Source organism: Leeia aquatica, assembly GCF_012641365.1.
Classification (GTDB): Bacteria; Pseudomonadota; Gammaproteobacteria; order Burkholderiales; family Leeiaceae; genus Leeia; species Leeia aquatica.
Genome location: NZ_JABAIM010000001.1, coordinates 1,690,937 through 1,705,078 on the forward strand (window position 1 = coordinate 1,690,937; position 14,142 = coordinate 1,705,078).

Here is a 14,142-nt window from a genome sequence, read left to right on the forward strand (position 1 = left end):
TTACACGCGCGGAGAGTGACCGTGACCCAGGACGCCCTGATTGCCGATATTCACGCTTATAGTGAATGGCGAGAACAGATTGCCAAGTCCATTCTGCAATTTCAACGCTGGTTGATGGGCCAGGAGTTGCATGACGCCCAAATGGCCTTGCGGATTGACCAGCTGCTGGGCCGCTTGCGCGATGACAAGCTGAATATCGCCTTTGTGGCCGAGTTCTCGCGCGGGAAATCCGAGCTGATCAACGCCATCTTCTTTGCCGGCTATGGCCAGCGTATCCTGCCTTCATCTGCAGGTCGCACCACCATGTGCCCGACCGAGCTGATGTATGACCCGGCACGCCCGGTGGCCATTCAGCTGCTGCCCATCGAAACCCGTGGCACCAATACCAATACCGCAGAGTACAAGCGTTACCCGGACGAGTGGCGCACCATCCCGCTGGACCTGGCCTCGCCAGAGAGCATGATGTCGGCCTTCCAGCGCGTGGGCGAAACCAAGCGCGTTCCGCTGGATGTCGCCAAGCGCTTCGGCCTGTTCAACGAAGAGGACGAGGACAATCTGCTGACGGTACACGCTGACGGTACCACCGATATCCCGTGCTGGCGCCACGCCATCATCAATTTCCCGCATCCGCTGCTGGAGCAGGGGGTGGTGATTCTGGATACGCCGGGGCTGAATGCCATCGGTGCCGAACCGGAGCTGACGCTGTCCTTGCTGCCCTCCGCCCATGCGGTGGTGTTCATCCTAGGTGCAGATACCGGCGTCACCAAATCTGACCTCGACATCTGGAAGGAATACCTGTCCGGCGGGGCGCACCATACTGGTCGTATTGTGGTGTTGAACAAGATCGACGGCCTGTGGGATTCGCTGAAGAGCGACAGTGAAATCGAAGGCGAAATCAACAAGCAGATCAAGGATTCAGCTGCACTGCTGGGCTTGAAAACTCAGCAGGTGTTCCCGATTTCCGCCCAGAAAGGCCTGGTCGCCAAAATCAACGACGACGCCCCGTTGCTGGCCAAGAGCCGCCTGCAGGCGCTGGAACGTGCCATCGCTGATGGCCTGATCCCGTCCAAGCAGGACATCGTGCGTGACACCACCCAGGGCGAGATCGAGAGCATGGTGCTGGATGTGCGCCATATTCTGCATGCGCGCCGCTCCGGCATTGACGAGCAACTGGGTGAGCTGGGCGAACTCAAAGGCAAGAACCGCGAAACCATCCTGCAGATGCTGGACAAGATCGCGGCCGAGAAAGCCCGCTTCGAGAAAGGGCTGGCACAGTTCCAGGCCCTGCGCAGTGTCTTCTCGCAGCAGACCAATGTGCTGTTTGGACACCTGGGCAAGGACAGCCTGAAAAAGGAAATCCGCAAGGTGCGGGAAGCCATGCAAAGCAGCATGCTGTCGTCTGGCCTGGCCAATGCCATGAATCAGCTGTTCCGCTCCATCAACGAGCGGATCACCCGTGCCGGTGAGCAGGTCACCGAGATTCAGGCCATGATGGGCGGCATGTATCAGAAATTCAGCCAGGAACACGGCTTGGCCAAGGTGACCCCGCCACCGTTCTCGACCTTGAAGTACCACAAGGAAATCCATCGGCTGGAAAAGGTGTACCGTGCCCACTTCTCCGGGCTCGGCACCATGCTGACCACCCACAAAGCCACGCTGACGCAGAAGTTCTTCGAAACCATCGCCAACAACGTGGTGTATGTGTTTGATATCGCCAATCGTGATGTTGAAAACTGGCTCAAGGCGATCATGGCCCCGATGGAGACCCAGGTGCGCGAGCACCAGCTGCAGCTGCGCCGCCGGCTGGAGAACGTCAAGCGCATCCATCAGGCCACCGATACCCTGGAAGCCCGGATCGGCGAACTGAACGAGGTGGAGAGCAGCATCCAGCAGCAGCTGGCTGAGCTGGACCGCCAGTCACGCGAGATCTACCAAACCATCAGCCAGGATGCCAGTGAGCGCGTCGGTCGCGCTGCCTAACGTAGCACGTTGACAGGCCGCAGGTGCAAAGCGCACCTGCGGCCTGTCAATTTTACATTTCAGCTTGTCTTTGGCTTACCCGTCGCATACTCGTTCAGCGCCCGCGTGAATGAATCTTCACTCCTGTCACATGTCCATTCACACAATTGTCATATACAATCGCTAACTTGTAAGCCATACCGCCATCAGGAGACATGCCATGTTTGGAGCAGCAGATCCCCGTAGCGCTGCCACCGCAGGCAAGCAAGCGTTGCGGTTGTGCTTTGCCGACAGTGAAGATGATGTCCGCGAAGCGCAGCGCCTGCGCTTTGAAGTGTTCGTAGAAGAAATGGGTGCCCATGTGCCGAACGCCGCCAGCGGCCTCGACCAGGACCTGTTCGACCCCTATTGTGACCACCTGATGGTGCGCGCGGGTCCGGAAGACCGCGTCGTCGGTACCTACCGCATCCTGCGCCCGGAGGCCGCCAAGCAGATTGGCAGCTACTACTCGGAAACCGAATTCGACCTGACCCGGCTGCACCACATTCGTGGACAGCTGGTGGAACTGGGCCGCTCCTGCGTGCACGCCGATTTCCGCTCCGGCGGGGTCATCACCCTGCTGTGGGCCGGTCTGGCTGACTATATGGCGCGTCACCGTTACGAATACCTGATGGGCTGTGCCAGCATGAGCATGGCCGATGGTGGCCATATGGCCGCCAACATCTACGCCTCCTTGAGCGAGAACCACTTGGCCCCGGTGGAATGGCGCGTTACCCCACGCTGCCCGCTGCCGCTGGAAGCACTGCGTGAGCCGCTGCCGCTGGAGATTCCGCCGCTGCTCAAGGGCTATATGCGCGCCGGTGCCTACATCTGCGGCGATCCGGCCTGGGATCCGGATTTCAACACGGCAGACCTGCCGCTGCTGTTGCCGATGTCACGCCTGAACCCGCGCTACGCCCGCCATTTCATGGCCGCAGCCGCCTGAAGCGACTGAGGCGGGCATGCCGTTTGACAGCCACGACACTGGTCAAGCGGCAAGCCCGACCCGTATACTCTCGGGGATGAGTTTCCTGCACCCTGCGGCCCGGACCTTCTGGCCGGTCCGGATCTGGCGTTTATTCCGATTGCTGTGCCATCTGCTGAGCGGCATGCTGGAAATTCGTCGCCATTTCGCCAAAGCCAGCCCGCAAGAACGCCAGCAGCGCATCCAGCGCTGGTCGCGTGAGATGCTGCAAGTCATGGGCATCCGCCTGCGCATCAAGGGCACGCCACCGCTGTCGCCGCCCCCCAATACCCTGTGGGTCTGCAATCACATTTCCTGGCTGGACATTTTCATTATCAACGCGATGGTGCCCTGCCGCTTTGTGGCCAAGGCCGATGTCGAAGGCTGGCCGTTGGTGGGCTGGCTGTGCAAGCATGCCGGCACGCTGTTCATCAAACGGGGTGACCGCCGTGACATGATGCGGATGAATGAGGACATGACCCGCCTGTTGCAAGACGGCGAAACCTTGGGCTTCTTCCCGGAGGGGACCACCAGCGATGGCACATCCGTGCTGCCCTTTACCGCCTCACTGCTCAATGCCGTTACCCTGAGCGAGGGCGACCTGCGACCGGTGGCCTTGCGGTACCGCACCGAGGATGATCAGTCGAGCGCGGCGGCCACCTATATTGGCGAAACGTCTCTGCTGCAATCCATGTGGCAACTGGCCTCCGCCAAAGTGCTGGTGGCCGAGCTGACCTTGCTGCCCTCCATGAATGCCGCCCATGTGAACCGCCGCGAGCTGGCGAGCCAAGCCCATCAGCAGATTCGTGACGTGATCGAGCGGAACCCCGCCACCTGAGTGGAACCCCCGGGCAGGCAATGCTTCAATCCTGCGCCACCGGCCGGGCATCGGGAAAGTCGGCGCCGGACTGTTGAAACACCATGCGGTCTGGCAGCCGCAATGCGGTGAGCATGCCGCCCCACACGCAGCCGCTGTCCAGCGCCAGCACATCAGGCCGCAACATCAGGCCCAGTGCCGACCAATGCCCGCAGACGATGGTTTCTCCAGCACTGCGTCGCCCCGGCACCTCAAACCAGGGCTGCAGCCCGGCCGGTGCACCTTCACGCTCGCCTTTGTACTTGAAGTCGATGTCTCCCGCTGCGGTCACAAACCGCAGCCGGGTCATGCCATTGACGATCACCCGCAAGCGATCCATGCCTTGCAGGCTATCGTCCCAATGGCCAGGCTTATTGCCCCATAGTGCACCGAGAAACGACCGCCAGTCCGGGCCTTGCAATGCGACCTCCACTTCGGCGGACAGCTCTACCGCCTGCCGGGTGCTCCAGGCGGGCAGCAAACCGGCATGCACCACCAGCGCCTCCCCTTCGCGCCTTGCCAGCGGCTGATGGCGCAGCCAGTGCAGCAACTCCTCCCGGTCCGGCGCGGCCAGTACTGCGTCCAGCGTATCGTCGGCCTTGGCGCGGACAAAGCCTTCGGCCAGCGCCAGCAGGAAGAGATCGTGGTTGCCCAGCACCACCCGGGCCCGCTCACCCAGCCCTTTGATGAAGCGCAGGGTTTCCAGGGAGCCCAGCCCCCGGTTGACCAGATCGCCGACAAACACCAACTCGTCCTGCGCCGGATCGAATGCCAGCTGCTCCAGCAGTTTCCGCAGGGCCGCATAGCAGCCCTGTACATCGCCAATTGCATAACACGCCATGCTGTCTTTTACTCCATCTCCGACGCGCGGCAAGCATAGCAGGCCGAAGCCCATTACAATAGCGGCTCGCTGGTTTTTCGTCTGGTTCCCCATGCAGTTGTCCCACCTCAATCCGCCGCAACGTGAGGCCGTCAAATATCTGGATGGCCCGCTGCTGGTCCTTGCCGGTGCCGGTAGTGGCAAGACGCGGGTCATCACACAGAAGATCGCCTACCTGATCGAAGAATGCGGCATGCAGGGCCGCAATATCGCCGCCATCACCTTTACCAACAAGGCAGCGCGGGAAATGCAGGAGCGGGTGGCACAGCTGGTGTCCGGCAAGAGCGCACGCGGCCTGATCATCAGCACCTTCCACTCACTGGGCCTACAATTGCTCAGACAGGAATCGCGCCATATTGGTTATAAGCCCAATTTCTCCATTCTGGACGCAGCCGATGCGGGCAAGATCATCTCGGATGCACTCGGCACCACCGACAAGCAACTGATCCGCAGCACACAAAGCCTGATCTCCAACTGGAAGAACGCGCTCACCGACCCGGACCATGCCATCCTGCAGGCGACCGACGATGCCGGGGTACACGCCGCCAAGGTGTACCGTGCCTACCAGGACACCTTGCAAGCCTATCAGGCGCTGGATTTTGATGACCTGATCCGCCTGCCGGTCGAACTGTTCCGCCAGCGTCCGGACATCGAATCACAATGGCAGGATCGCCTGCGCTACCTGCTGGTCGACGAGTACCAGGATACCAATGCCTGCCAGTACACCCTGCTCAAGCAGCTCACCGGCAGCCGCGGCCAGTTCACCGCGGTGGGCGACGATGACCAGGCCATCTACGCCTGGCGCGGGGCCGACATCGAGAACCTGAAAAACCTGCAGCGCGACTTCCCCAAGCTGCACGTGATCAAGCTGGAGCAGAACTACCGCTCCTCGGTGCGCATCCTCAAAGCCGCCAATACCCTGATCGCCAACAACCCCAAGCTGTTCGAGAAAACCTTGTGGAGTGAGCATGGTCTGGGCGAGCAAATCCAGATTGTGTCGACCAAGGACGAAGAGCACGAGGCGGAGACCGTCGCCACCCGGCTGCAGGCACACAAATTCGAGGCCCGCACCCGCTTTGCCGACTATGCCATCCTGTACCGCGGCAACCATCAGGCGCGCATTCTGGAGCAGGCGCTGCGCAACCACCGCATCCCTTACGTGATGAGTGGCGGACAGAGCTTCTTTGACCGCGCCGAAATCAAGGACATCCTCAGCTACCTGCGGCTATTGGCCAATCCCGACGATGATCCGGCCTTCATTCGCGCCGCCACCACCCCCAAGCGCGGCATTGGCAACCAGACGCTGGAAAAGCTGGGCAGCTATGCGGCAGAGCGCCACCTCAGCCTGTTTGCTGCCGTGTTTGAAACCGGCATGGAGCAGCAGCTGGCCAGCAAGCAGTACGATACGCTGCACCTGTTCGGCGACTTCATCAACCGCCTGCAATGGCGGGCCGAGCGTGAACCCGCCTCGGTGGTGTTGCAAGACCTGCTGACCGCCATTGACTACGAAACCTGGCTGTTTGATTCGGAAGAGCAGCGCGCTGCCGAGCAGAAGTGGAAAAACGTGCAGGACTTTGTCGGCTGGATCAACCGCAAGAGCGACGATCCGGAGCAGGACAAACCGCCGACGCTGGTTGAGCTGACCCAGAAGATCGCACTCATCACCATGCTCGAAGGCCGCGAGGATGAAGAGCCGGATGCGGTGAAACTCTCTACTCTGCATGCCAGTAAGGGGCTGGAATACCCGCATGTGTTTCTGGTGGGGGTGGAAGAAGACATCCTGCCGCACCGTGAAAGCGTGGACACCGGCAAGATCGAAGAAGAACGCCGCTTGATGTATGTGGGCATCACCCGCGCCCAGCGCAGCCTGACCCTGACCTATGCCCTCAAGCGCAAGCGTGCCGGGGAATGGCAGGTGATCCAGCCCTCCCGTTTCATCAACGAAATGGGCAGTGACGACCTGTGGTTTGCCGGTCGTCCCGTCACCGACAAGGCCGCCGCCAAGGCACGCGGCACCGAGCGGTTGGCAGGGCTGATGGCGATGTTGAAGAAGGAATGACCCAACAAAAAACGCAGCTCACGGCTGCGCTTTTTGTTGTACTACTCAGCAACCACTTACTGTGCTTGCGACAGCATGTAATCCACAGCGGCCTTGACTTCTTCGTCCTTCAGGCCAGCATTGCCGCCCTTGGCCGGCATGGCATTGAAGCCTGCCAGTGCGTGCTGGTACAGCGTATCCTTGCCTTGCTTGGCGCGCGGTGCCCAGGCAGCCTTGTCACCCAGCTTGGGGGCATTGGGCATGGCGCCACTGTGGCACGCGGTACAGGTGGTCGAGAAAATGGCCTTGCCGTCGACTGCGGCGGCAGCCGGGGCTGCAGCAGGCGCGGTTGACGCTGCAGCGGTCGGAGCAGAGGCTGCGGCACCGGAGGCTGGAGCTTCCGCACCCTTGACGCCCGGCTCGGTAAACTTGCCACCCGCAGCATTGCCCATATAGGCCACGGCACGGCGGATTTCATCGTCGGTCAGGTCGGCTGCGCCACCCTTGGCCGGCATACCCTTGAAGCCCTTGATGGCATGATCGGACAGAACATCAAAGCCTTGCGCAATGCGCGGCGCCCAAGCAGCAGCATCACCAAACTTGGGCGAGCCCGCCAGGCCATCCTTGTGACAGGAGAAGCAAATGCTCTCCGTTACCTGCTTGCCCGTGTGCATGCCCGGCGCCACGATTTCACCGGCGTTGACCTCACCTGCGGGCCGCACGCGTGCGGCAACCGCTTCCTTGGTCATGGTGGCCGGGTCAGGCTGGCTTTCGTTGATACTGGTACTCAACTTGGCAATCAGAATGCCCGCAATGATCGGCACGGCGAAACCTGCCGCCACCAGACCCACCAGTTGCTTCGGACTCATTGAATTATTATCTGCACTCATGCTTGCCCAACCCTGTTCAAACATAAAAATTAGCGGCGATTATACGGCATTTGCCCCTGTCCGCGACAAAAAACGTGGACGGATGATCAGAAAATCGCTATTCTAGCGCCCTCTGCTGTCCATGCACCCGTAGCTCAGTTGGATAGAGTGTCAGTTTCCGAAGCTGAAGGTCACAGGTTCGATTCCTGTCGGGTGCGCCACCACATTCCAGTAATATTGCTACGCCAGTATAGCCCGATCCCCTTAGCTTGCCAGTGATACGGCTTGGGGAGTGCTTGCATATGACTACGGTTCTGCTTTAATCCGAATGTCACCCCTTCGCCGCACACCGCCTCACCTTACATCAAGGAGCGGACCATGAAACTCTCTCACCGCCTGTTACTATTGACCCTGTTTAGCCTGCTGGGCTTGCTGCTGCTGGGGGCAGTTTCGCTCTATCTAAGCCGCCAGGGCCTGCTTGCAGAAAAACATGCTCAGATTGAGCAACTGCTGCAGATTGCAGAGAGCGTAGTCAGCCAGCAGGCGCAACTGGCAGCAGAAGGAAAGATACCTGAAGCCGAGGCCAAAAAGCAGGCTCTGCTGGCCCTGGCCAGTGCCCATGCCAAAGACGGTTACTACTTTGTGCGGGACAGTGGCAACTTCATGCTGTACCACCCGGACACCAAGCGCATCGGCAAGTATGATGACGGCGGCAAACGGCCCGATGGCAAAACCTCTGTAGAGGTTTATGCCGAAGCGCTGGCCACCGAGCACTATGCCAAGGTGGTGGTCACCGCCAGCCGCAAGGGCAGCAAAGAAGAGTATCCCAAACTCAATGGCGTGGTCCGGGTCCAACCCTGGGGATGGGTCATCGGTACCGGGTTTTTCATTGATGACATTGACGCCACTTTTTGGCGTCAGGCCAGCCTGCTGCTGGGATTGATCCTCTTCGGCATGCTGGCAGTCGGCGGGCTGGCCTGGCGGCTCTCCCGCAGCATCCTTCACTCGCTCGGCGGTGATCCCGCCCACGCTGCGCACGTGGTCAAAGCCATCGCCGAAGGGGACTTGACCCAGCACATTGCCGCAGACGTCCCTGCTGACAGCCTACTGGGGAGCATGCGCAGCATGCTGCAAAACCTGCTCACCATGGTCAGCGACATTCGCGCCAGCAGCCTCGAGATTGAGCACAACGGCAACACCCTCCAGCAGCACATGGTGCAACTGAAGCAGCGCTCCCAACAAGCCAGTGCGGCAACCACATCCGCCGCCACAGCCATCGAGGAACTTTCCGCCAGTATTGACCATGTCTCGAGCAATGCCCGCGCCACGGAGTCCGATGCGCATACGACGTCGGAAGAAGCGGCCAGTGGCAGCAAACTGACCGAGGAAGCCCGCCACAGCATTACACAGATTGCCAGCCAGATCACCTCCGTCAACCAGCACATGCAGTCCCTGACAGAGCGCACCCGCAATATCAGCGGCATCGCTGGCACGATCCGCGAAATCGCCAACCAGACCAACCTGCTGGCCCTCAATGCCGCGATTGAAGCGGCACGCGCCGGTGAAACCGGCCGTGGCTTTGCCGTCGTGGCCGATGAAGTGCGCAAGCTGGCAGAGCGCACCGCCGTGGCCACCGATGAAATCGCCACCATCGTGCAGGCCGTCGTGCAGGATACCAGCACGGTCTCCGAGCAAGTGCAGGCGATTGGCCCCACCGTGTCCGATGGCGTCACCCGCATCCACGATGCCTCCCAGTCGCTGCAAGCCATCAACGCTCGAGCACATGCCTCTCTGGATCGCTTCCGTGCCGTTGCCCAAGCCATGGACGAGCAAAGCAAAGCCGGGGGGCACCTGGCGGGTAATGTGGAAGAAGTGGTCAGTGTCGTGGAAAGTGCCCAAGCCTCCGCCGAGCACGCCATGCTGCAGGCCCAAGCCATACATCAGTGCGCCGTCAAATTGCAGTCCAGCGTCAACCGCTTCCGGACCCGCGAACACTGACATGGCCGTATCACGCCGCCTGATGGCAGCAGGTCTGGCATTGGCTTTCAGCACCTGCGCCGGGGCCAGTGCACTGCGCACCGCGGCCCAGGAAGAATCCTTCCCCAAGTTCCAGCAGCAGGGCGAGCGATGGATCGGCTATTGCGTAGACCTGTTCCGCGCACTGGAACGGGTCACACCGGGCCTGACAATTGTAGGTGACCAGCAACCCTTGCCGCTCAAGCGCATCATCCTCGAAGTCGCCTCCGGGCAACTTGACCCGGCTTGTGGTCTGCTGGATACCGCCGAACGGCGGGCCATGCTGCGCTATGCCCAGCCTGCACTATATGAAGTCCGTTACTATCTGGCCGTCCGCAAAGACGATCGGGTGTCGGTCCGTCAATGGAAGGACGTCCTGGCGCTGGGCCAAGACAATATCATCCTGGTCAACTATGGCAGTGGCGCGGTAGATCGCCTGAAACAAATCCCCGGCTTGCAGCTTGATACACTGGCGGGCAGCACGGAAAACAATCTGCTCAAGCTGTTGGCCAAGTGGGGCCGCTTCTTTTACTACCGGGAACCTGGGCTGTCCCAAGCGCTGAAAGCCACGAAACTGGACAAGCGCATCCGTGTTTTGCCGAACACCATGGACATCACGACGTTCCATCTGGTGCTCAACCCCAATCTGCCACCGGAGCAAATTCGGCAGCTGGAGGAGGGACTGACCCGACTCAAACAGGATGGCACCCTGAACAAGCTGGACCTGCAGTGGAACCAGCTCACCCAGACAAGACACTGACCCAGCGCAGCAAAACGGCAAGACAACGGGCTGGCGCACATTCCCTCCAGTGGAGTATGCAAGCCATAGCCATTCTCTTGCCCTTCCCCCGGAAGCGTATCGGTTCAAGGCCGCCTCTGCGACACGGCTACCTCCTACTGTGACATCGTCAGTCAGCCAGATTTGCAGGTATTGAATACGATCAGCAGAAAAACCATTCCGCGACGGACTCAGTACTGAAGAAGGCTGCGCGCCAGCAAGGCGGCGGTGGCCTCAGCGGAACCCTCACCCCCCAGCACAACCGCAATCCAAACTTGTTGCTCCGGTATCCAGGCTACCAGGGCTTGGGCGCCGGGGGTGCCACCACTATGCCCGAGCCAGGTCTGCACCCGTCCTGCGTCCAGCGGTACCTCATAGCGCATGACACCGCGGCCATAGAACAGACGGGGCTCAAACATGGGGTGCATGCGCTCAAACAGGCGTGACGCTGGGAAGTGCTTCCAGAAGCGTTGCTGCAGAATGGCTTGCCACAGCTTGAGCATATCATCCGGGCTGCCGACCAGCGCCCCGGCCCCTTGCGGCCAGCCTGGCTGGATGACCGGGCCGGACGCCGACAGCAAGGATGCCACATCCGGTGGCAATTCGTCTGGCTGCAACACCTGCAAGCTGCTTGGCCCCAAAACCTTTTGTAGCTCAGCGTTGGCATAGTGGGCATAGGATTCACCACTCATGTGCTCCAGCAAAGCACTCAACTGCTGGTAGCCGGTATTGGAGTAGTACCAGCCGGAGCCCGGGCAAAATTGCCGACCTCGCTGCAATGCACGCTGCAACACCAGCTCAGGACGTACTGCGCCGGGATGCTGGCGGAATTCCGGGTCTTCGTTATAGCTGGTCAGGCCGGACACATGTCGCAGCAAATGATCCACCGTAACCTCCGGCAACGGGAACGCCGGCATCAACTGCTGCACCGGTGTCTCCAGCCCCCTATCACGGGCCTCCAGCTGTCGGATGACCAGCGCAGCGGTCAGTATTTTGCCCACACTCGCCCAGTAGTAACGCGGGTAGGGAGATTCGCCATTTCCTGTGCGATTGCTCGACCAGTGCGCCGCCCCCTGCCTGACACTCACGCTGATGGCGCGAGCATGGGTACGCGACAATGCGGTATCCATCGCCCGCTCCAGCCGTGCAACCGTCTGCGCTGGGAAAGTCGATTCCGCTGCTGCGACCGGTGGCACCACGGGCAAGGTGTAACTGATCGCGGGCTGCTCATCACCCCCCTTGCCAGGGCAGTCCAAGACTGCTGCCTGAGCCCAGCCCCACCCTATCACCATCAGGCACACCCAACGCATATCCTCTCCCGGCAGCGTGAAGCACGCAGACTACAACGCCAAGCTGAAGACCCGCTTAAACCCCTTGGGGAGTACCGGCTGCGCGCGTACGCCGCACAAACAGGATGGCCGAGACATACAGCCCGCAAGACAGCACCACTTCCAGCAGGGCCAGCTGTTGTGACAGACCACGGTCACCCCAGCCGCGCATCACCCCTTCGATGAAGTACAGCAGGACAAACATGGTCATCCATTTGTAGGTATACATCCGTCCGCGCAGGATGCCGAACAGCGGCACCAGCAGCGGCAATACCTTCAGCACCAGCCAGGAACCACCGGGGCGCAGCGGGGCCAGCCACAGCTCCCAGGCCAGGCACAGGGCGATCAAGCCCAGCAGGCAGACATTGCATGTCCAGTACGCAGCTCGCATGTCACGCCCCCAGCTTCAAGGCGGTTTCCGCCAGACGGCGACCCAAGGCTTGTGCCAGCTGCTGTTCGTGGACTGAGAGCGCCGTCTGGTTACCCAGCCCGGTGACATGGCTGGCACCATAGGGGGTGCCGCCATCGCGGGTGGCGCTGAGCGCCGCCTCAGTAAAGGGCAAGCCCAGCAGCAGCATGCCATGATGCAGCAGCGGCAACATCATCGACAGCAAGGTCGATTCCTGCCCGCCATGCTGGGTGGTGCTGCTGGTAAATACCGCCGCCGGCTTGCCCACCAGCGCGCCGTTTTGCCACAGTGCACTGCTGCTGTCGAGGAAGTACTTGACCGGTGCAGCCATATTGCCAAAGCGGGTAGGGCTCCCCAGCGCCAAACCATCGCAGTGCCGCAAATCGTCCAGCGTCACATAGGGTGCGCCTTGTTCCGGCACGGCAGGTTCCACCGCCTCACACACCGTCGATACCCGTGGCACGGTGCGCAGTTTGGCCCGCGCACCCGGCACGCTGTCCACGCCGCGTGCAATCTGTTGCGCCAAAGCCCGTACTGAGCCATGCACGCTGTAATACAGCACCAGAATTTCCGCCACCGTGGTACCCCTGATCGTCACAATGGGGGTTATTATAGCGGACCCTCCCGTGTTACCGGATGCCGTCATGCCTTTGCGCGACCTGATTCCAGCCCGAGTCATCAGCCTGCTCAGCTTCACCCGCTTTCTCGGTCAGCGGGTGGTGGAAGGTCGCTGCCTGCAGGTGGCGGGCAGCCTCAGCTTTACCACCTTGCTGGCACTGGTCCCCTTTGTCACCATCGCCCTGGCCTTGCTGGCCCCGTTTGAGGTATTTGAGCGGGTCAGCACCCAGTTCAAGACCTTCCTGCTGACCAATCTGGTGCCGGATACCGCCGGGCGCATCATTACCGTTTACATGCGGCAGTTTACCGACAATGCCGAGCGCTTGACGGTAATGGGCATCATCGTGCTGGCGATCACCGCCATCATGCTGATCTCGACCATCGACCGGGCCTTTACCGCCATCTGGCAAACCGCGCATCGCCGCCCCTTCTGGCAGCGGTTGATGCTGTACTGGACCATCCTGACGCTGGCGCCGATCCTGATTGGCCTGTCGCTGTCCCTGGTCGACCAGCTGTTTGCCTTGCTGCCGGACTTCAAGCGCTCGCTGAACTGGCTGGAGAATCTGCTCAAGCTGGGGCTACGCACCACGCTGGGCGTGATGACCTTTGCCCTGCTGTTCCACTTTGCTCCCAACCGGCAAGTGCCGTGGCGACACGCCGTGCTCGGCGGCCTGTTCACCGGCATTTCGTTTGAGCTGCTGCGTTCCGGCTTTGCCATCTACGTCAAGAAACTGGCGGGTTACAAGCTGGTGTATGGCGCCTTCGCCGCCTTGCCGATTTTCCTGGTCTGGCTCTATCTGCTGTGGAGTCTGGTGCTGGTGGGTGCCACCCTGACCGCCAGCCTGAGCTACTGGCGTGCCGGTGCCTGGCGCACCCGCCGTGGTATTGGCCGTGAATTCCAGGAGGCGTTGCGCATTTTGCAGCTGCTGCATCAGGCACATGGCAAGGGCGTACCACAAACCACGGAGCAGATTCGACATCACCTCGGCAACGGCATGGGTGACGTATCGCAGCTGATGATCCGCCTGGAGCGCAAAGGTTGGGTGTTGCGCTTGGCAAACCACCGCTGGGTACTGGGGCAGGAGCTGGACCAGATCAGCTTGCTTCAGCTCTACCGCGCCTTGATCTGGGATACCGGCCAGGCCGGGCGTCTGGCCCAAAAGGATGACGCCGTGAATCTGGCGCTGCGCCCCCTGTTGCAACACCTCGACCAGCAGCTGGAGCTTAGCGTGGCTGATTTGTTGCAGCAGGGAGGAGAAGCGCTGGACAAGCTGCCTGCACCGGAAACCGCTGCAACCCCCTGAACCGGCATACGCGGCCTTAGGCTGCGCCAAGGCGGACCCAGCATCAGCTGATGATCCCGCCCTGCCGCCTCTGACTAAAACAGG

Annotated in this window: 12 protein-coding genes and 1 tRNA gene; 8 read left to right on the plus strand and 5 right to left on the minus strand. The window is 61.0% G+C overall.

Features of this window, described 5'->3' with window-relative positions:
• Positions 1 to 21: 21 nt before the first annotated feature.
• The 3 genes from HF682_RS08700 to HF682_RS08710 all read left to right on the plus strand — a co-directional run bounded on the left by HF682_RS08700 (position 22) and on the right by HF682_RS08710 (position 3,800).
• Positions 22 to 1,980 (plus strand): dynamin family protein, encoded by a 1,959-nt coding sequence (locus HF682_RS08700; protein WP_168876780.1) that lies wholly within the window; start codon positions 22 to 24, stop codon positions 1,978 to 1,980.
• 199 nt (positions 1,981 to 2,179) lie between these two features.
• Entirely contained in the window at positions 2,180 to 2,944 is a 765-nt protein-coding gene (locus HF682_RS08705; RefSeq protein ID WP_168876781.1) for a GNAT family N-acetyltransferase, read from the plus strand.
• A gap of 16 nt (positions 2,945 to 2,960) precedes the next feature.
• Positions 2,961 to 3,800 carry a lysophospholipid acyltransferase family protein gene (locus HF682_RS08710; RefSeq protein ID WP_168876782.1) on the plus strand — a complete coding sequence of 280 codons (840 nt, stop codon included), beginning with the start codon at positions 2,961 to 2,963 and terminating at the stop codon, positions 3,798 to 3,800.
• 25 nt (positions 3,801 to 3,825) lie between these two features.
• Here the strand turns inward: HF682_RS08710 and HF682_RS08715 are convergent, their stop codons facing one another.
• Positions 3,826 to 4,659, minus strand: coding sequence for a symmetrical bis(5'-nucleosyl)-tetraphosphatase (locus tag HF682_RS08715; protein ID WP_168876783.1), 834 nt, complete (start codon positions 4,657 to 4,659; stop codon positions 3,826 to 3,828).
• A gap of 91 nt (positions 4,660 to 4,750) precedes the next feature.
• On the opposite strand from HF682_RS08715, the gene HF682_RS08720 reads away from it, so the two are divergent.
• Positions 4,751 to 6,757: a UvrD-helicase domain-containing protein gene (locus tag HF682_RS08720; RefSeq protein WP_168876784.1), complete on the plus strand. Its 2,007-nt coding sequence runs from the start codon at positions 4,751 to 4,753 to the stop codon at positions 6,755 to 6,757.
• 56 nt (positions 6,758 to 6,813) lie between these two features.
• Here the strand turns inward: HF682_RS08720 and HF682_RS08725 are convergent, their stop codons facing one another.
• A complete protein-coding gene (locus tag HF682_RS08725) occupies positions 6,814 to 7,605 on the minus strand; it encodes a c-type cytochrome (RefSeq protein ID WP_240947090.1) in 792 nt (263 codons plus the stop codon).
• A 144-nt stretch (positions 7,606 to 7,749) separates the two neighbouring features.
• Here HF682_RS08725 and HF682_RS08730 point away from each other — a divergent pair.
• The 3 genes from HF682_RS08730 to HF682_RS08740 all read left to right on the plus strand — a co-directional run bounded on the left by HF682_RS08730 (position 7,750) and on the right by HF682_RS08740 (position 10,381).
• Positions 7,750 to 7,826 (plus strand) — tRNA-Arg (locus HF682_RS08730).
• 157 nt (positions 7,827 to 7,983) lie between these two features.
• The gene (locus HF682_RS08735; RefSeq protein ID WP_168876786.1) at positions 7,984 to 9,603 is read left to right on the plus strand and encodes a methyl-accepting chemotaxis protein; all 1,620 of its coding nucleotides are present in this window, start codon (positions 7,984 to 7,986) and stop codon (positions 9,601 to 9,603) included.
• A gap of 1 nt (position 9,604) precedes the next feature.
• Entirely contained in the window at positions 9,605 to 10,381 is a 777-nt protein-coding gene (locus HF682_RS08740; RefSeq protein WP_168876787.1) for a substrate-binding periplasmic protein, read from the plus strand.
• Positions 10,382 to 10,590: 209 nt separating this feature from the next.
• Here HF682_RS08740 and HF682_RS08745 read toward each other — a convergent pair whose 3' ends face one another.
• The 3 genes from HF682_RS08745 to wrbA form a co-directional block, all read right to left on the minus strand.
• Entirely contained in the window at positions 10,591 to 11,655 is a 1,065-nt protein-coding gene (locus tag HF682_RS08745) for a serine hydrolase domain-containing protein (protein WP_168876788.1), read from the minus strand.
• 109 nt (positions 11,656 to 11,764) lie between these two features.
• Positions 11,765 to 12,118: a DUF2069 domain-containing protein gene (locus tag HF682_RS08750; RefSeq protein ID WP_168876789.1), complete on the minus strand. Its 354-nt coding sequence runs from the start codon at positions 12,116 to 12,118 to the stop codon at positions 11,765 to 11,767.
• Position 12,119: 1 nt separating this feature from the next.
• Positions 12,120 to 12,713, minus strand: coding sequence for an NAD(P)H:quinone oxidoreductase (gene wrbA, locus HF682_RS08755; protein WP_168876790.1), 594 nt, complete (start codon positions 12,711 to 12,713; stop codon positions 12,120 to 12,122).
• 67 nt (positions 12,714 to 12,780) lie between these two features.
• Here wrbA and HF682_RS08760 point away from each other — a divergent pair, with 67 nt between their 5' ends.
• A complete protein-coding gene (locus tag HF682_RS08760; RefSeq protein ID WP_168876791.1) occupies positions 12,781 to 14,058 on the plus strand; it encodes a YihY family inner membrane protein in 1,278 nt (425 codons plus the stop codon).
• The last annotated feature ends 84 nt before the right edge of the window (positions 14,059 to 14,142 follow it).

Coding starts and splice junctions, on each gene's coding strand:
- HF682_RS08705 (WP_168876781.1), top strand. CDS start 2,180: ATGTTTGGAGCAGCAGATCCCCGTAGCGCTGCCACCGCAGGCAAGCAA.
- HF682_RS08710 (WP_168876782.1), top strand. CDS start 2,961: ATGCCGTTTGACAGCCACGACACTGGTCAAGCGGCAAGCCCGACCCGT.
- HF682_RS08715 (WP_168876783.1), bottom strand. CDS start 4,659: ATGGCGTGTTATGCAATTGGCGATGTACAGGGCTGCTATGCGGCCCTG.
- HF682_RS08720 (WP_168876784.1), top strand. CDS start 4,751: ATGCAGTTGTCCCACCTCAATCCGCCGCAACGTGAGGCCGTCAAATAT.
- HF682_RS08725 (WP_240947090.1), bottom strand. CDS start 7,605: ATGAGTCCGAAGCAACTGGTGGGTCTGGTGGCGGCAGGTTTCGCCGTG.
- HF682_RS08735 (WP_168876786.1), top strand. CDS start 7,984: ATGAAACTCTCTCACCGCCTGTTACTATTGACCCTGTTTAGCCTGCTG.
- HF682_RS08740 (WP_168876787.1), top strand. CDS start 9,605: ATGGCCGTATCACGCCGCCTGATGGCAGCAGGTCTGGCATTGGCTTTC.
- HF682_RS08750 (WP_168876789.1), bottom strand. CDS start 12,118: ATGCGAGCTGCGTACTGGACATGCAATGTCTGCCTGCTGGGCTTGATC.
- HF682_RS08760 (WP_168876791.1), top strand. CDS start 12,781: ATGCCTTTGCGCGACCTGATTCCAGCCCGAGTCATCAGCCTGCTCAGC.